Annotated in this window: 14 protein-coding genes; 12 read left to right on the plus strand and 2 right to left on the minus strand. The window is 67.6% G+C overall.

What is annotated here, in order from left to right:
* The first annotated feature begins 10 nt into the window (after positions 1-10).
* The 6 genes from HRJ34_RS24445 to HRJ34_RS24470 all read left to right on the plus strand — a co-directional run bounded on the left by HRJ34_RS24445 (position 11) and on the right by HRJ34_RS24470 (position 11,041).
* Positions 11-976 carry a quinone oxidoreductase family protein gene (locus tag HRJ34_RS24445; protein WP_029995591.1) on the plus strand — a complete coding sequence of 322 codons (966 nt, stop codon included), beginning with the start codon at positions 11-13 and terminating at the stop codon, positions 974-976.
* Positions 973-1,335, plus strand: coding sequence for a cupin domain-containing protein (locus tag HRJ34_RS24450; protein ID WP_016744947.1), 363 nt, complete (start codon positions 973-975; stop codon positions 1,333-1,335). The genes HRJ34_RS24445 and HRJ34_RS24450 overlap by 4 nt, the downstream gene beginning before the upstream one ends.
* 52 nt (positions 1,336-1,387) lie before the next feature.
* Complete coding sequence (locus tag HRJ34_RS24455) at positions 1,388-2,464, plus strand: LysR substrate-binding domain-containing protein (protein ID WP_226948931.1); 1,077 nt, start codon at positions 1,388-1,390, stop codon at positions 2,462-2,464.
* A gap of 286 nt (positions 2,465-2,750) precedes the next feature.
* Positions 2,751-4,922, plus strand: a complete 2,172-nt coding sequence (locus HRJ34_RS24460) for a TonB-dependent receptor (RefSeq protein ID WP_226948586.1) — start codon at positions 2,751-2,753, stop codon at positions 4,920-4,922.
* Between the two features lie 67 nt (positions 4,923-4,989).
* Complete coding sequence (locus tag HRJ34_RS24465) at positions 4,990-7,992, plus strand: amidohydrolase family protein (RefSeq protein ID WP_226948932.1); 3,003 nt, start codon at positions 4,990-4,992, stop codon at positions 7,990-7,992.
* Between the two features lie 4 nt (positions 7,993-7,996).
* Complete coding sequence (locus HRJ34_RS24470) at positions 7,997-11,041, plus strand: amidohydrolase family protein (protein WP_208632703.1); 3,045 nt, start codon at positions 7,997-7,999, stop codon at positions 11,039-11,041.
* Positions 11,042-11,057: 16 nt separating this feature from the next.
* Here the strand turns inward: HRJ34_RS24470 and HRJ34_RS24475 are convergent, their stop codons facing one another.
* Positions 11,058-11,828: an enoyl-CoA hydratase-related protein gene (locus tag HRJ34_RS24475; protein ID WP_011952613.1), complete on the minus strand. Its 771-nt coding sequence runs from the start codon at positions 11,826-11,828 to the stop codon at positions 11,058-11,060.
* Positions 11,829-11,836: 8 nt separating this feature from the next.
* A complete protein-coding gene (locus tag HRJ34_RS24480; protein ID WP_208632704.1) occupies positions 11,837-12,616 on the minus strand; it encodes an SDR family NAD(P)-dependent oxidoreductase in 780 nt (259 codons plus the stop codon).
* A gap of 197 nt (positions 12,617-12,813) precedes the next feature.
* On the opposite strand from HRJ34_RS24480, the gene HRJ34_RS24485 reads away from it, so the two are divergent.
* From HRJ34_RS24485 to HRJ34_RS24510, 6 genes are all read left to right on the plus strand, one after another.
* Positions 12,814-14,067, plus strand: a complete 1,254-nt coding sequence (locus tag HRJ34_RS24485; protein ID WP_208632705.1) for an acetyl-CoA C-acetyltransferase — start codon at positions 12,814-12,816, stop codon at positions 14,065-14,067.
* 22 nt (positions 14,068-14,089) lie between these two features.
* The gene (locus HRJ34_RS24490) at positions 14,090-15,049 is read left to right on the plus strand and encodes a BKACE family enzyme (protein ID WP_208632706.1); all 960 of its coding nucleotides are present in this window, start codon (positions 14,090-14,092) and stop codon (positions 15,047-15,049) included.
* The gene (locus tag HRJ34_RS24495; protein ID WP_011952609.1) at positions 15,046-15,465 is read left to right on the plus strand and encodes a nuclear transport factor 2 family protein; all 420 of its coding nucleotides are present in this window, start codon (positions 15,046-15,048) and stop codon (positions 15,463-15,465) included. The genes HRJ34_RS24490 and HRJ34_RS24495 overlap by 4 nt, the downstream gene beginning before the upstream one ends.
* A 110-nt stretch (positions 15,466-15,575) precedes the next feature.
* Positions 15,576-16,241, plus strand: a complete 666-nt coding sequence (locus tag HRJ34_RS24500; RefSeq protein WP_226948933.1) for a TetR/AcrR family transcriptional regulator — start codon at positions 15,576-15,578, stop codon at positions 16,239-16,241.
* 61 nt (positions 16,242-16,302) lie between these two features.
* Positions 16,303-17,439: an amidohydrolase family protein gene (locus tag HRJ34_RS24505; RefSeq protein ID WP_029994767.1), complete on the plus strand. Its 1,137-nt coding sequence runs from the start codon at positions 16,303-16,305 to the stop codon at positions 17,437-17,439.
* A 29-nt stretch (positions 17,440-17,468) separates the two neighbouring features.
* Entirely contained in the window at positions 17,469-18,149 is a 681-nt protein-coding gene (locus HRJ34_RS24510) for a cysteine hydrolase family protein (protein ID WP_208632708.1), read from the plus strand.

The following is an 18,149-nucleotide window of genomic DNA, read 5'->3' on the forward strand; positions in this document are numbered from 1 at the left end:
GGAGAAGCTGATGTCCCGACTGCGGGTCCATGAAAAGGCGACGGGCATCGACGATCTGGTGCTGGCGATCGAGGCGATGCCCGAGCCCCGGCCCGAACCGGGACAGGTCGTCGTCGAGGTCCGGGCGGCCGGGGTCAACCCGTCCGACGTCAAGGCGACGCTGGGGATGATGCCGCACGCCGTCTGGCCGCGGACGCCGGGGCGCGACTGGGCCGGGGTGGTGGTCGACGGGCCGCAGGACCTGCTCGGCCAGGCGGTGTGGGGATCGGCCGGCGACCTGGGGATCAGCCGCGACGGCAGCCATGCCCGCTACCTCGTCGTCGGGCGCGACTATGTCCGGCCCAAGCCGGCCAATCTCTCCTTCGTCGAGGCCGGCTCGCTCGGCGTTCCGTTCGTCACCGCCTGCGAAGGCTTCCGCCGCGCCGGCTGGCCGAAGCCGGGCGAGACGGTGCTGGTGCTCGGCGCCAACGGCAAGGTCGGGCAGGCCGCCTGCCAGATCGCGACGATGGCGGGGGCCAGGGTGATCGGCGTCAACCGTTCGGGCGATCGCGGCGCCTGCAAGGTCGAGGCGATGATCGCCGCCGACGGCGCGGTCGCCGAGCAGGTCCGGGAACTGACCGGCGGGCGCGGCGCCGACATCGTCTTCAACACGGTGGGCAGCCCCTATTTCGCCGAGGCCAACAAGGCGATGGCGCTGCGCGCGCGGGCGATCTTCATCGCCACGATCGAGCGCAGCGTGCCGTTCGACATCCTGCCCTTCTATCGCGGCCAGCACAGCTATGTCGGCATCGACACGCTGGCGTTCGACGGCGCGGCGACCGCGGCGATCCTCGACGACATCATCGGCGGGTTCGAGACCGGCGCGCTCACCCCCTATCCGGTGGTCGAGGCGGCCCATTATCCGATGACGGACGCGATCGCGGCCTATCGGGCGGTGCTCGGCGGCGCGACCGATCGCGTGGTGCTGATCCCGTGAAGGTCACCCGCTTCGACGCGGCCGAGGCCTATTTCCCGGCGGGGCATGTCGACATGCGCTGCTACCGGCTGCAGGGCCGCGACGGCGCGGTCGAGCCGGCGATGCTGCTCAACCTGTGCCATTTCCTGCCCGGCGGATCGACCGGCAGCGCGGCGTCCCCCGCCGAGAAGCTCTACCTCGTCTTGGAGGGCGAGCTGACCGTCTCCAGCGGCGGTCGGGAAGAGCTGCTCGGCCCCTGGGATTCGTGCCGGATCGCCCCCGGCGAAGCGCGGCTGATCGAGAACCGCAGCCATCGGCCGGCCAGCATATTGCTGGTCATGACCAATGCCGACGCGGCGCCGAAAGGACGAAGCGACTGATGCCCCACCCCTGATCGCCGCGTCCGGAGGCCGGCGAAGAAAGCGCGTGATAATGCAGGATTTCAGGACCACCATGTCGCGGTTGACGATGCGCCACTTGCGCATCGTTCTGGCGATCACCGACGGGGGAAGCCTGGTTGCGGCGGCGCACACGCTCTGCATGACCCAGCCCGCGATCACCAAGGCGCTTCAGGAAACCGAGGCGCTCCTCCAGATCGAGCTGTTCTCGCGCACCAACCGGGGCGTCGTGCCGACCCCGGCGGGCCAGGCGCTCGCCGCCCATGCCCGGCTGATCACCGCGCAGATCGGCCATGCGGCGGAGGAGATCCACGATCTGCGCGACGGCATGGGCGGGCGGATCGCGGTGGGCACGCTGCTCTCCGCCTCGGCCGACCTGCTGCCCCGCGCGATCGCGATGCTGCGCCGGGACCGCCCGAAGCTGGTCGTCACGATCGTCGAGGGGACCAACGACCGGCTGTTGCCCGACCTGCGGCTCGGCAAGCTCGACATGGTGGTCGGGCGCTTGCCCGAATATCACGAGCTGCAGGGCCTGCACCAGGAGGTGCTGCTGACCGACGTCTCCTGCGTGATCGTCCGGCCCGGCCATCCGCTGGTCGGCCGCGATCCGCTGCGGCTCGCCGACCTCGCCGGCTGGGACTGGATCCTGCCCCGGCTGGAGACCACGCTCCGACGGCACATCGACCAGGCGTTCCGCGACGAAGGGGTCGAGCCGCCGCCCCACGCCGTGGAATCGGTGTCGCAGCTCACCAACCGCAGCCTGGTGATGGACGCCGACTATCTCGGCATCCTGCCCTGGCAGCTCGCCCATCGCGAGGCGCGGGCGGGCCATCTCGTCATCCTGCCGCTGCTGCTGCGGCCCACCATAGGCCCGGTCGGAATTTCGACGCGTGCCGAATGCCGCCTCTCGTCCGCGGCGGAAATGCTGATCGCGGCGATGCGCGACTTCGCCCGCCAGGCCGAACCGTCGCCGCTCCTCGCTGGTATAACCGAGCGCGCGACCGCGGCCGGGCCAAGGCGCCCCGGCCCGGACTCCGTCGCGATGTCCGGCATGCCGGGCGGAGCTGCCCGTGATCGGGAAGGATGGCGCCGGGATTATCAGATGACCTGATATAAATCGTGGTTATATTGGATTTACAGGAAATCAATTGCAAATAATTTGAAGGATATCTTACCTTATAAAAGGTTTTCGAAATAAAATACTCCCTTTTCATTAAGGATTGGTCTCTCCAATCCTTGGATGGTCGCGACTAAAGAAGGTCGATCGGCTACGGAGTTTTGAAAACCATCGACCATCCCCAAAAGGGAGTGGGGATTTGTTTTGACATTCCGATATCGATATCGGAAGCAAAGGGGGATTATCTATGCGGCAGCTGACATTGAACGCGGTATCGACCTTGGCTTTGATCGCGTCCTGCTCGCTGGCGACGCCGCTGTGGGCGGCGAAGGAAGGCGGCGCGGCCGATGCGGTCGAGGAGATCATCGTCACCGCGCAGCGGACCAGCCAGAGCTCGCAGAAGGTGCCGCTCGCGATCACCGCGCTGAGCGGGGATTTCCTGGAGAAGTCGAACGTCCAGGGGTTCAACGACCTGCGCACCCGCGCGCCGAGCCTGACCTATGACGAGTTCGCGCCGGGCCAGCCGCGCTACTCGATCCGCGGCATCGGCAACACCAACAAGTCGTCCGGCGTCGATCCGGGTGTCGCGCTGTTCGTCGACGACGTCTATATGGGCCGCCCGGCGATGACCTCGACCGACTTCAGCGATCTCGACCGGGTCGAGATATTGCGCGGGCCGCAGGGCACGCTGTTCGGCCGCAACGCGACCGGCGGCGCGATCTCCTTCTTCACGCGCCGGCCCGACGATCGCTTCGGCTTCGAGGCGAAGGCGACGGCCGGCAATTACGACCTGTTCAGCGGCAGCGTCCTGCTCACCGGTCCGCTGTCGGAGACGCTGTCCGGCAAGATCACCGTCTCGGCGCGCCGGCACGACGGCTATGCCTATAACGAGACGACCCGCAACGACATCGAGGACGAGCGCTATATCGGCGCCCGCGCCGCGCTGCGCTGGCAGCCCAACGACGCCTGGGACATCCAGCTCAACGTCGACGGTTCGCGGCGGCGCGGCACCGGACCCTGGTGGGACCTCGCGGTCGAGGGCGCCGGCTCGATCGGCAAGTCCAACCCCAATCCGCGTCGCGGCAAGAATTATCCCGACGACGGCTATGCCGACATCGACAATTACGGCGTCAGCCTGAACAGCGTCTGGACCGGGGATATCGGTACGATCACCTCGATCACCGCCTGGCGCCATTCGCAGAACGACAATCGCGCCAACAGCACCGGACTCAACGTGCTGCCGCTTACCGATCCGAACCGTGGCAGCCTCTACCACACGCTGTTCATCCAGCAGGACAACGAGAAGGCGCGGCAATTCTCGCAGGAGATCCGCCTCGCCTCGCAGATCGGCGACCGGTTCCGGCTCATCACCGGCGCCTTCTTCTACCATGACAATGTCGATCACCTCCGGCTGACCGACTATGAGTTCGTCAATTTCGGTCCGGGCCTGGCCGGGCGCTACCAGTTCGACGCGAACAACAAGACGACCGGCTATGCTCTGTTCGCCAACGGCACCTATGAGCTGACCGACCAGCTCAGCCTGGAGGCGGGCATCCGCTGGAGCCACGACCGCAAGAAGCATGTCGTGACCGGCTCGGGCGCCAATTATTCGCGCTTCCGCGACAATGGCGTGACCGTTCCCGGCTATACCGCGCCGGCCAGCGCGAGCTGGAGCGCGGCGACGCCGATGGTGTCGCTCAAATATCAGATCCAGCCCGCGGTCATGATGTACGGGACGATCTCGCGCGGCTTCAAGAGCGGCGGCTTCAACGACACCGACAACGACCGGGTCTCGGCGCTGCGGCCGTTCAATCCCGAATATGTCTGGAACTATGAGGTCGGGCTCAAGTCGGAATGGTTCAACCGCCGGCTCCAGTTCAACGCCGCGACCTTCTACATGCGCTATACCGATCTGCAGGTGTCGATCCTGACCAGCGTCGATCCGGCCCTGCCGGCGGTTCCGGTCAACGGCAATGCCGGCAAGACGACGATCAAGGGCGCCGAGCTCGAGCTGACCGCGGTGCCGGTGCGCGGTTGGAACATCTACGCCAACTACACCTACACCGACGGCAAGATCAAAGAGCTCAACACCGGTAGCGTCGACTATGCCGGCAATCGCCTGCCGCGCGTGCCGAAGCACAAATATTTCATCGGCACGAGCATCAGCCAGCCGGTCGGCGATCTCACGGTCACCGGTCGCGTCGACTATAGCTACCAGACCTCCTACTACGCCTCGATCCAGAACCTCGTGACCGAGCGCTCGCTCAAGCAGAAGAATCTCGACGCGGGCGTGACGATCGACCTGCCCGGCGATCGCTGGAGCGTCGAGCTGTGGGGCAAGAACCTGACCAATGAGCTGAACATCAACTCGGTCACCGACGTGCTCGGCGATGCCTTCGCCACCTACACGCCGCCGCGGACCTACGGCGCGACGGTCAAGTTCCGCTACTGAACGACATCGAACGACAAGAAACGGAGGGGAAATCGGAATGAAGCGGGGACTGGTACGATTGCATCACATGGCGGCGCTCGGTGGCGCGCTCGGCTGGTCCTCGCTCATCGCGGCGGCTTCCCCCGCCGTCCCTTCCCGGACCTTCACGGTGCGGGAAGGGACCAATTTCACCGCGGCGATGTCGCCCGACGCGACGCGGATCGCGATCGACCTGCAGGGCGAGCTGCGCATCCTGCCGGCCAAGGGCGGCAAGGCGGTGGTGGTGCCGGGGCTGAGCGGCGAAAGCCGCCTGCCGAGCTGGTCGCCCGACGGCAAGCTGATCGCCTTCCAATATTATCTCGGCGGCTATTGGCACATCTTCACGGTGAAGCCCGATGGCAGCGACCTCCGACAGCTCAGCTTCGGCGCGGCCGACGATCGCGAGCCGGTCTGGTCGGCCGATGGGCGCTCGATCCTGTTCGCGTCGGATCGCGCCGGCAATTTCGACATATGGTCGGTCGGGCTCGACCGCGCCGCGCCGGTCCAGCTCACCCGCGCGCCGGAGGACGAATATAGCCCGGCCGTTGCGGCGGACGGCCGGATCGCCTTCGTCGCCACCGCCGCGAAGGGCAGCGAGCTGCGGCTCCGTTCGGTCGACGGCGCGGTCCGCGTCGTGACCGCCGATCCGTCGCGGATCGCGCTGCCCGCCTGGAGCGGGGACGGCAGCTCGATCGCCTATGTCGCCTATGCCAGCGGTCGCCTCGGACGGCGCGGCGAGGCGAGCCTCCATGTCGCCGACGCGACGAGCGGCAAGGATCGGCTGGCGAGCGCGGCGGGCGAGGACGTCTTCGTGGCGCGCCCGCAATCGCTGGCCAGGGGCGGATGGCTCTACACCGCCGACGGCGTGATCAAGCGCCAGGGGACGGGCGCCGCCGCGACGATCCCCTTCGCGGCCGATTTCACCGTCACCCCGGCGCCGGCCTATGCCCGCAAGCGGCATGATTTTACCTCGACCGCGCCGAAGCCGGTCAAGGGCATCCTCCATCCGGTCGTCTCGCCGGACGGCAAATATGTCGCCTTCACCGCGCTGAGCGACCTCTGGCTGCTCAAGATCGGCGATCCCAAGCCGGTGCGGCTGACCAACGATCCGTTCGTCGACATCGACCCGGCCTGGTCGCCGGACGGCAGCCGCCTCGCCTACACCTCCGATCGGCGCGGGGTGGGGACGATGGACCTCTATGTCCGCGACATGGCGAGCGGGCGCGAGGAGCGGCTGACCGAGACGACCGAGAGCGTCGCCGCCCCGGTCTTCTCGCCCGACGGCAAGTCGATCGCGCTGACGATGCTCGCCTCGGACGACTGGCACGCCAATTTCCCCAATATCGTCGATCTCCAGACCAAGGAGATCCGCAAGATCCATGGCTGGACCTTCAAGCCGAGCGTGGGAAGCTGGTCGCCCGACGGCAAATCGGTCAACTATGTCGTCCTGTCTGAGAAATCGGACCGTTTCCGCCACGGCCTGAACGAGATCATGCGCGTCCCCGTCGACGGCGGCGAGCAGCGGCTGACGTCGCCGATCCCCGGCAAGTCGCTGGGCATCCGCGCCAAGGACGGCGCGATCTATTCGCCTGACGGCACCCACATGGTGTTCGTGGCCGACGGGGTGCTGTGGACGGTGGCGACCGACCGGCACGGCGACTTCATCGATTCGCCCCGGCGGATGACCAACGACCTCGCCGACGAGCCGAGCTGGGCGGGGGATTCGCGCAGCATCGTCTACCAGTCGGCCGACAAGCTGAAGCGCATCTGGCTCGACGACGCGCATATCGAGGACATCCCGCTCGACCTGAGCTGGACCAACGCCATCCCGCGCGGGCGCAAGGTGATCCATGCGGGCCGCCTGTTCGACGGCGTCGGCCAGGCCTATCGCAGCGATGTCGACATCGTCGTCGACGACAATGTCATCACCGCGGTCGAGCCGCATCGCGGCGACCGGACCGGCGTCGAATGGATCGATGCGAAGGACAAGGTCGTCATCCCGGGGATGTTCGAGAACCACATCCACAATTTCATCATCAACGGCGAGCAGACCGGCCGCATCGCGCTCGCCTTCGGCATCACCTCGATCCGCGAGCCGGGGGCCGAGCCGAGCGAGGGGCTGGAGGCGAAGGAAGCCTGGGCGAGCGGCGCGCGCGCCGGCCCCCGGCTGTTCACCACCGGGCTGATCGAGGGGCCGCGGCTCTATTATCCGATGTCGATGCCGGTGGGATCGCGGCCGGCGCTCGAACTCGAGCTCGAACGTGCGGCACGGCTCGACTATGATTTCATCAAGACCTACGAGCGGCTCGACAACGCCTATCTGCGCCGCGCGGTCGAGGCCGCCCACGCGATCGGCATCCCGATCACCTCGCACGATCTCTATCCCGCCACCACCTTCGGGGTCGACGCGATCGAGCATCTGGTGACGGGCGACCGCATCATCGTCGGCGATCGCCTGTCGATCAGCGGGCGGATCTATGACGATGCGCTCCAGCTCTACCGCCAGTCGGGGATCGACGTGGTGCCCACCGCGGCGGGCGCAGATCCGCGCGCCGGCGCCTATTATCTCGCCCGGCAGGGCAAGTCGCTGCGCGACGTCCGGCAGATGAGGATGCTCGCCCCGCGCATATTGGCGTCGCGCTATCTGAAGTCCGCGCTCGACGGCAAGGGGCTCGCCGATCCGAGCCTCGAATCGGCGAAGCCCAGCCCGGTGACGCGCCTTCATCAGGCCGGGATCAGCACCCCGCCGGGCACCGACACCTCCTTCTTCAACCTGGGGTTCGGGATCGTCGGCGAGCTGCAATATTATGTCGACCAGGGCTTCACCCCGGCCGAGGCGCTGCGATCGGCGACGTTCGAATCGGCGCGGCTCAGCAAGGTCGAGGACCGGCTGGGCAGCATCGCGCCCGGCAAGCTCGCCGACATGGTGATCGTCGGCGGCGACCCGCTCGCCAACGTGATGGACGTCCTCAACGTCGAGCAGGTGATCAAGGACGGGCGGCTGTTCAGCTTCGATCAGCTCGCGGCCGGCGCGGAACTGGGAAAGAAATAAGATAATGATGCGGAAACCGAACATCGCCGCGCGGCTGCTCGCCACGCTGCTGGCCGCGACCTCGCTGTGCGGCATCGCCGCGGCCAAGGAGGTCAGCTTCGAGGTCAGCGAGGGGACCAACTTCGCCGTCGCCGCGGCGCGGGACGGGCGCTCGCTGGCGATCGACCTGCAGGGGCGGCTCTGGGTGCTGCCCGCGGCGGGCGGCAAGGCGACGCCGATCACCCCGGTGATGGACGAGGCGCGCTATCCGGTCTGGTCGCCGGATGGCCGCTGGATCGCCTTCCAATATTATACCGACGAGAACTGGCACATCGCGGTGGTGCGCCCCGACGGCAGCGAGCTGAAGATCGTCACCCGGGGCCCCTATGACGATCGCGAGCCGAGCTGGCGGCCCGACGGCAAGGCGATCCTGTTCAGTTCGGATCGCACCCGCAGCCTCGACCTGTGGCAGGTGACGCTCGACGACGGCGTCCAGACGTCGGTCACCAGCGGCGACGCGGACGATTATCACCCGGCGGTGTCGCCCGACGGCGGTCGCACCGCCTATGTGCAGGGCACCGGCAGGACGACCAGCCTGATCGTCGAGGAAGCGGGCAAGGCGCGGACACTGGTCAGCGGGAAGCTGTCGATCAGCCGGCTGCACTGGAGCCCCGACGGCAGCCGGATCTCGGCGATCCTGTTCGACTATGAGCGCGGCGATGCGCGCGTCGCCCTGTTCGACGCGGCCAGCGGCAAGGAGGTCGCCAGCCACAGCCGGCCCGGCGAGGACATCTTCCCGACCGGCGCCTCCTGGCTTGACGCGCGGCACCTCGTCTATGGCGCCGACGGCGGCATCCGGGTCTGGACGCCGCAGGGGGACACGGTCGCCAAGCGGCCCTTCACCGCCGCCTTCACCGTCCAGGACGCGCCCGTCTATCGCAAGCGCGAGATCGACCTGACCTCGACCGGGGACAGGCCGGTGCTCGGCATATTGCGGCCGACCACGTCGCCCGACGGCCGCCACGTCGCCTTCACGGCGATGGGCAATCTCTGGATGCTGACGGTCGGCGACCCCAAGCCCGTCCAGCTCACCCACGACCATTTCCTCGACGTCGATCCGACCTGGTCGCGCGACGGCCAATGGCTCGCCTATGTCTCCGATCGCCGGGGGACGGGGACGATGGACCTCTACCTGCGCGACGTCGCGACCGGCGCCGAACGGCGGCTGACCCAGACCGAAGAGGATCTGATGCAGCCGAGCTTCTCGCCGGACGGCAAGAGCGTCGCGGTCTTCATGCGCAATTCGGCCGACTGGCACGGCGCGACCCTCTATCTGGTCGACGTCGCGACCGGGGCGATGAAGAAGGCGCACGACGCGCTGTTCCTGCCGTCGGTGCCGTCATGGTCGGCCGACGGGCGCAAGATATCGGTGCTGGCGCTGCGGGTCTATTCGAACCGCTTCCGCAAGGGCGACAACGCCTTCTTCACGATCGACCTGGACAGCGGCAAGGGCCATTTCACCAGCCCGGTCGCCGACCGCTCGATCTCGTCGCGCAGCCAGTTCGGGCCGGTCTGGTCGCCCGACGGCACCCGCATGGCCTATATCCATGAAGGACTGCTGTGGAGCGCCGCGGTCGACGCCGATGCGAACATCATCGAGCCGCCGGTCCAGCTCAGCCGCGACTATGCTTCCTATCCGAGCTGGAGCGGGGATTCGCGGTCGCTGACCTATCTGGCGGGGCGGAAGCTCCAGCGGGTCCGCCTCGACGACGGCGAGGTCGAGACCATCCCGATCGAGCTGAGCTGGCGGCGTCCGGCCAATCCCGGCACGACGGTGATCCAGGCCGGCCGGGTCTTCACCGGCGTGTCGGACCGCTATCTGCGCGACGTCGACATCGTCGTCGAGGACAATGTCATCAAGCAGATCGTCCCGCGCCGGGCCGAATGGCCGGGGGCGAAGCTGATCGACGCGCGGACCAAGGCGATCGTGCCGGGCCTGTTCCAGACCCACATCCACCAGTTCGTCAGCGACGGCAGCAAGGTCGACAAGGTCTGGCTGTCCTTCGGCATCACCTCGCTGCGCGAGCCGGGGGCCGAGCCCTATGAGGCGCTCGAACGGCGCGAGGCGTGGATGAGCGGCCAGCGGGTCGGGCCGCGCCAATTCTACGCTAACCTGATCGAGGGGCGGCGGCTGTTCTACTGGATGAACACGGCGACGGTCGCCGATGCCCAGCTCGAACTCGAACTGCAGCGCGCGATCGACCTCGATTTCGATTTCATCAAGACCTACGAGACGATGGACCATGAGGTGCAGAAGCGGGTGGTCGACTTCGCCCATGCCCATGGCCTGCCGGTCGCCTCGCACGAGCTCTATCCGGCCGTGACCTTCGGCGTCGATGCGGTCGAGCATCTCGGTACGCGGGACCGGATGGAGTTTTCCGACCGGCTGACGATGAACCGGACGTCCTATGACGACGTCATCCAGCTCCTCGCCCGTTCCGGCATGGCGATCAGCCCGACCAGCGCGGGGCGCGCGCCGGAGGCGACGCATCTGGCCGAGATGGACCGCCACCCCGAGATCCTCGATCTCCCCCAGATCAAGGCCTATGCGCCGCGCTACAAGCGCGCCCATGCGAGCCTCATGACCTATATGCGCGGCGTCTACGGCGACAGCGCGTCGCGGCTGGAGACCAACGAGCTGGGCCTGCTCGGGCGGATGAAGCGCGCCGGCGTGCTGATCGGTTCGGGCACCGACGGCGGCACGTTGCAGGACGGCTATTCGGTGATCCTCGAGCTGATCCATTTTGCCGAGGCGTTCGGCCCCTATCAGGCGCTCCGCTCGGGCACGATCGACGCGGCGAAGATCACCGGCGTCGACAAATATCTCGGCAGCATCGAGCCCGGTAAGCTCGCCGACATGGTGATTGTCGACGGTGATCCGCTCAAGAATGTCGCCGATCTCTACAAGGTCGACACCGTGATCAAGGATGGCCGCGCCTATCCGCTGGCGGAGCTGCTCGGCCATTATGATCGCGACGATACGGCGAGGATGATCCCCAGCCCGGAGTGATCGAGAGGCCGCGCGCCTATCGTCCTTTCCAGACGCCGGGGCGCTTCTCGACGAAGGCGGCCATGCCCTCGGCCTTGTCGTCGGTGGCGCACAGGCCGTTGAAGCTGCGGCGCTCGAACAGCAGGCCGTGGTGGAGGCCGGTCTCGAAGGCGGCGTTGACCGCCTCCTTGTTGGCGATGGCGGCGAGCGGCGGCATCGCTGCGATCGCCTGCGCCATCTTCATCGCCTCGTCCATCAGATCGGCGAGCGGCACGACCTTGCTGCACAGATTGGCGCGCTCGGCCTCGGTCGCGTCCATCATCCGGCCGGTCAGGCACATGTCCATCGCCTTCGACTTGCCGACCGCGCGGGTGAGCCGCTGCGACCCGCCCATGCCGGGGCAGACGCCGAGCTTGATCTCGGGCTGGCCGAAGCGGGCATTGTCGGCGGCGATCATGATGTCGGCCATCATCGCCAGCTCGCAGCCCCCGCCGAGCGCGAAGCCCGCCACCGCCGCGATCCACGGCTTGCGCGTCCCGGTGACCCTGCTCCAGCCGTCGACGTCCTCGCCGAACATCTCGGCATAGCCCTTCTCCCGCATCTGCTTGATGTCGCCGCCGGCGGCGAACGCCTTCTCGCTGCCGGTCAGGATCGCGCAGCGCTGCTCGGGATCGGCGTCGAACGCCCGGAACGCGACGATCAGGTCGGCCAGCACCTGCGTATCGATCGCGTTCAGCGCCTGCGGACGGTTCAGCCGGATGACCGTGACCGGCCCCTCGGTCTCGACGAGGATGGTTTCAAAGGCCATCGGCGCCGTCACCGCGGCGCCATGCGGATGGCGCCGTCGAGGCGGACGTCCTCGCCGTTGAAATAGGGATTCTCGATCATCTCGATCGCGAGACGCGCATATTCCTCGGGCCTGCCCAGCCGCTTCGGGAAGGGCACCGACGCGCCCAGCGCATCGACCACATGCGTCGGCTGGCCCATCAGCAGCGGGGTCTCGAAAATGCCGGGCAGGATCGTGTTCACCCGGATGCCGTCGCCGGCCAGATCGCGCGCGACCGGCAAGGTGAGGCCGACGACGCCCGCCTTCGACGCCGAATAGGCGACCTGGCCGATCTGGCCATCCTCGGCCGCCACGCTGGCGGTGTTGACGATCGCGCCGCGCTCGCCCGACGCCAGCGGATCGACGGCGAGCATCCCCGCCGCCGACTTGGCGATGCAGCGGAACGTGCCCACCAGGTTGATCTGGATGATGCGATCGAAGACGTCGAGTGGATAATGGCGGATGCTACCATCCTCCCGCGAGCGGCTCGCCGTCTTGATCGCATTGCCGGTGCCCGCGCAGTTGACCAGGATCCTTTCCTGCCCCAGCGCCGCCCGCGCCTGGGCGAAGCCGGCGTCGACCGAGGCGTCCAAGGTCACATCGACGGCGCAGAACAGGCCGCCGATCTCGGCGGCGACCGCCTGGCCGAGCTCCTGCTGAAGGTCGAACAGCGCCACCTTCGCGCCGCGCGCGGCCAGCGCCCTGGCCGTCGCCGCGCCCAGCCCGGAGGCGCCGCCCGTGACGACCGCCGTCAAACCCTTCACGTCCATGTCCATCTCCCGCGCCGAAGCCTTGTGGTCAGCGCGGCCCTTAGCGGAGCCGGAAGGGCTTGTCAGCCGAAATTAATACAAGCATATTCATCTTGCGGGCGGCAGGCGGCATTGCGCCCGGTTCGCGGTCGATCTATGGCGCGCGATAAGCCGTACGATTGAAACATATATTGTAACTCAGTGACGGGAGTCCCCTGATGCCGGAAGCCTATATCATCGACGCCGTTCGCACGCCGCGCGGCATCGGCAAGACCGGCAAGGGGGCGCTCGCCCATCTGCACCCCCAGCAGCTCGCGGCGAGCGTGCTGAAGGCGCTCCGGGAGCGCAACGGTTTCGACACCGCCGACGTCGACGACATCATCTGGTCGACCTCGATGCAGCGCGGCACGCAGGGCGGCGACCTCGGCCGGATGGCGGCGCTCGACGCGGGCTATGACGTCCGGGCGTCGGGGGTCACGCTCGATCGCTATTGCGGCGGCGGCATCACCGCGGTCAGCCTCGCCGCGGCGCAGATCATGGCGGGGATGGAGGATCTGCTGATCGCCGGCGGCAGCGAGATGATGTCGCTGACCGCCACCCTCTCGCAGCAGGAGGCGGCGGCGGGGCTGCCGGTCTACGGGATCGGATCGGGCAATGACCGGCTCCAGGCCGTCCACCCCCAGTCGCACCAGGGCGTCTGCGGCGACGCGATCGCCGCGCTGGAAGGGATCGGCCGCGAGGAACTGGACGCGGCCGGGCTGGAGAGCCAGCGCCGCGCCGACCGCGCGATCCGCGAGGGCCGCTTCGCCAGGAGCCTCGTCCCGGTGGTGGACGACGAGGGCCGGGTGCTGCTCGACGCCGACGAATATCCCCGGCCGCAGACCACGGCCGAGGGGCTGGCCCAGCTCAAGCCCGCCTTCGAGGCGCTCGCCCGGATGCCGGTCGACGAGACGGGCACGACCTATGCCGGGCTGATCAACCGCAAATTCCCCGATCTCGACATCCGCCCGGTCCACCATGCCGGCAATTCGTCGGGCGTGGTCGACGGCGCGGCGGCGCTGCTGCTCGCGTCGAAGGATTATGCCGAGCGGCATGGGTTGAAGCCGCGCGCGCGCATCGTCGCCACCGCCAATGTCGGCGACGATCCCACGCTGATGCTCAACGCGCCGGTGCCCGCGGCGCGCAAGGCGCTGAAGAAGGCCGGCCTGACAAAGGACGACATCGATCTCTGGGAGATCAACGAGGCCTTCGCGGTGGTTTCCGAGAAATTCCAGCGCGATCTCGATCTCGATCGCGACAAGGTCAACGTCAATGGCGGGTCGATCGCGCTCGGCCATCCGATCGGCGCCACCGGCGCGATCCTGATCGGCACCGTGCTCGACGAGCTCGAACGGACCGGTGGGCGCTACGGGCTCGTCACCATGTGCGCGGCGGGCGGCATGGCGCCCGCGATCATCATCGAGCGGCTGTGATCTCGAAAGATTGGAGAGAGGCATGAAGAAGAAGGTGATCATCGAGGTGGCGCTGAACGAGACGGTCGTGCGCCGCGAGAATCCCCATGTCCCGCTCACTCCGGAGGAGATCGCCGAGGATGCCTACCAATGCTATCGGGAGGGCGCGTCGATCATCCATTTCCACAACCGCGTGCCCGACAAGCCCGACGACGGCAGCTATGATTCCAGCCTCGCCGGCAGCGCCGAGCATTATGCCGAGACGATGCGGCTGATCCGCGCCAAATGCGACGTCATCCCCTATCCGACCTACACCTATCCCGGCGCCGCCGGCCGCGAGGAGGCCGAGCGCGGCATGCATCCGCATGTGAAGGCGCTGCGCGCGATGCCCGACATCGGGCTGGAGACCTTCGTCCTCCATGTCGGGGCGACCAATATCGGGCGCTACGACTTCAAGGCGGGCCGCTTCGTCTATGACCGGGTCAGCTCGCACACCCATGAGCAGATGAGCCAGTTCCTCGCCTGGTGCCTGGAAAGCGGCCTCCAGCCCGGCTTCATCGTCCGTGAGCCCGGCCATGTCCGCCACCTGCTGATGTACCATGAGATGGGGCTGCTCAAGGAGCCGATCATGGTGCATCTGAACATGTCGGATTCGGTGCCCTACGGCCCGATGCCCGACGCGGCCGGCGTCCTGTCGCTGCTCGACATGTTCCCGCCGCACATCCGCTACGAATGGTTCCCGCACAATTACACGACCTTCGTGCACGACCCCGCCCATGGCGACACGCATCGCGAGCTCAATGTGCTGGCGGTGGCGATGGGCGGCCATATCCGCACCGGCCTGGGCGACAAGCCCGAATGGGACGGCGAGCAGCTCAGCAATGTCGAGATGGTGCGGCGCATGGCCGCTGTCGCCCGGGCGGTCGGCCGCGAGATCGCCACGCCCGACGAGGCGCGGGCGATGCTCGGCTATTCCCGGGCGCCGGCGCGGGACGCCGCGTGAGCGGGGCCGCGCCGGACCTCGCCGCGATAGCCGACAAGATCGCGCTGGGCGAGCTGGTGGCGCGCTATGCCTGGCTGGTCGGTCAGGGGCGCGGCGCCGAGGTGCCCGCGCTGTTCACCGCCGACGGCGCGTTCGAGGGGCGCAACCAGCAGCTGCGGGGGCGGGAGGAACTGGCGCGCTTCTATGCCCGGTCGGCGAGCGGCCATGGCGAGGTGGTGCCGCTGGTCGGCAACATGATCTTCGACCTGGCCGGCGACCGGGCGACCGGGGTCTCGACCCTGACCGGCCACAAGCGCGGCAGCGGCGTCCATGTGTTCAGTGGCGTCTATGAGGATGATTTCGCCCGCGTCGACGGGCGCTGGCTGTTCGATCGGCGGCGCTTCACCACCTATTTCGACCTGCGAGCGGCTGGCTGATCGTCAAAATAATCGGTCTGGATTAATTTTTTCTCGATCCTCGCGCCGGAATAGGCTAAAACAATCGTATCACGAGTCGAATCGGGCATATTTTAATGGAAGGCGATTGCATGGGCGTCGTCCAGGAAATCGGTGGAAGCCGGCTGTCGCTGATCCTGGCGGCGGAGCGCCTGTTCGCCGATTTCGGCCTCGAAAGCGTGTCGCTGCGGCAGGTCCACGAGGCGGCCGGCCACCGCAACGCCTCGGCGGTCCATTATCATTTCGGATCGCGCGACGGCCTGGTCGAGGCGGTGTTCGAGCATCGGATGAGCCTGATCAACCGCCGCCGGCTGGCGATCATGGAGCGGTTGGAGGGCGAGCATCGGCTCACCGAGGCGCGGGCGCTGGTCGGCGCCTGGGTTCATCCCTTCGCCGAGGAGCTCCGGCCGCGCGCCGAGGGGAATTACAGCCTGCGCTTCCTGGAGAGGCTGCTGCGCGACGAGCCGCTGTTCATCCAGCGCAACGCCCTCCAGGAGCCGGGCGCGCTCTGGGTGACGGGCTGGAAGGTGGCCGGCGCGCTGGAAGCGCTGCTCGCCTATCTGCCGCCAAAGATCGTGCGGATGCGGTTGCGGCTGCTGCGGCTGCAGATCGTCTCCGGCCTCGCCGCCATCGAGGCGCGGGGCGACCGGGAAGAGACGGATTTCCACGTCGAAGGACTGATCGACTGCCTGGTGGGCGGGCTGGCCGCGCCCGTTTCCCACGAGGCGCAACGGGCGCTGCGCGACCGGGCGGAATGAAGCGAGGCCCGTGCCCCTGGGGCGGAACGGGCGATCATGGAATCGCGAAAGGAGAAGGACCATGGAAGCGACTTTGACGAGGACGGGCGCGATCTCCGCCGACTCCCATGTGACGGAGCCGCCGAACCTGTTCGTCGACCATCTGGAGCCGCGCTATCGCGACCGGGCGCCGCACATGATCCGCAAGGAAGGCAGCGGCGAGGTCTATGTGATCCCCGGCATGAAGACCGACGTGCCCTATGGCCGCATGGCGGCGGCCGGCAAGGACCCGAAATTCCTCGAGGACGCCAACATGCTGTTCAGCGAGATCCACCGCGGCGGCTGGGACGGCAAGGCCCGGCTGGCCGACCAGGATCGCGACGGCGTCGTGGCGGAGATCATCTTTCCCACCGTGGCGATGCTGCTCGCCAACCATCCGGACGCCGACTACAAGCGCGCCTGCTTCGACGCCTATAATCGCTGGATCCTCGAATTCCAGGAACCGGCCCCCGACCGGCTGATCTGCCTTCCCTGCACCTCGGTGATCTCGGTCGAGGAGACGATCAGGGAGGTGCGCCGCTTCAAGGACCAGGGCTTCCGCGGCGTGATCTTCCCCGGCATGCCGGGGACCGACGAGGATTATGACCATCCGAGCTTCGAGCCGCTGTGGAGCGCGATCGAGGAGCTCGACCTGCCGATCAACTTCCATGTGTTCGCGGGCGGCAAGGACAGCGAGGGGCTGCGGGCCGGCGGCGTCACTCGCGGCCCGGCGATGAACCGCTTCAACTCGGTGATCCGCGCCAACCAGGACCTGATCGGCATGTTCGTGCTGAGCGGCATCTTCGAACGGCATCCCAGGCTGAAGCTGGTGGGCGTCGAGGGCGATGCCGGCTGGGCGCCGCATTTCGCCTATCGCATGGACCATGCATGGGAGAAGCATCGCTACTGGCTGAAGGCCGGCGCGGACCTGAAGGAGAAGCCCAGCCATTATTTCCACGAGAATGTCTATCTGACCTTCCAGGACGACTGGGTCGCGTTCAAGGTGGCGCATCTGATGAATCCGCGCCGCCTGCTGTGGGCCAACGACTTCCCGCACAGCGACGCCACCTGGCCGCACAGCCAGGCGCTGCTGGCCGAGCATGCCAGGCATCTGTCCGATCAGGAGAGGAACTGGATCCTGCGCGACAACACCCGCGAGCTCTACAAGCTCGACGTCTGATCGAGGCCCCGGTGGGAGGGAGGAGCGCCATGACCCAGTCCGTTCCGGTCCGCGCGATGATGGAAAACCGTCCGCGCCCGCGCTTCTCCAGCCTGATCGGCCGCAGGACCGCGCATCTGGCGATCGACCTGCAGGTCGGGTTCCTGGAGCGCGGGGCGCCGTTCGAGGTCGCGGCGGCGCGGGCGATCGTCCCGGCCGTCAACCGCGTCTCGGCGGCGCTGCGCGCGGCCGGGGGGCTGAACATCTTCCTGCGCTACACGATCGACCCCGATGAGCCGCAGCGCTGGACCTCCTATCAGGAGCTGATGCCGGCCGCGCAGCGGGCTCTGTCCGCCGAGGCGTTCCGGCGCGGCGCTCCCACCCATGCGCTCTGGCCGGAACTGGACGTCGGCGCCGGCGACCTCGTCATGGACAAGACGCGGCTCAGCGCCTTCATCCCCGGCACCTGCGACGCGCAGGCCGTGCTCGCCGCGCGCGGCATCGACACGCTCATCATCTCGGGCTGCCTCACCGATGGCTGTTGTGAATCCACGGCGCGCGACGCGGCGCAGATGAGCTATCGCGTGTTCTTTCCGGAGGACGGCAATGCGAGTTGGTCGGAGGAAGGGCACCAGGCCACGCTGCGGACGATGAGCCGCATGGCCTTCGCCGACGTCAGTCCCGTGGACGAGATGCTGGCGCTGATGGCCGGGACGCGCGACGGCGCATGA

It is taken from the genome of Rhizorhabdus wittichii (assembly GCF_017607425.1).
Classification (GTDB): domain Bacteria; phylum Pseudomonadota; class Alphaproteobacteria; order Sphingomonadales; family Sphingomonadaceae; genus Rhizorhabdus; species Rhizorhabdus wittichii.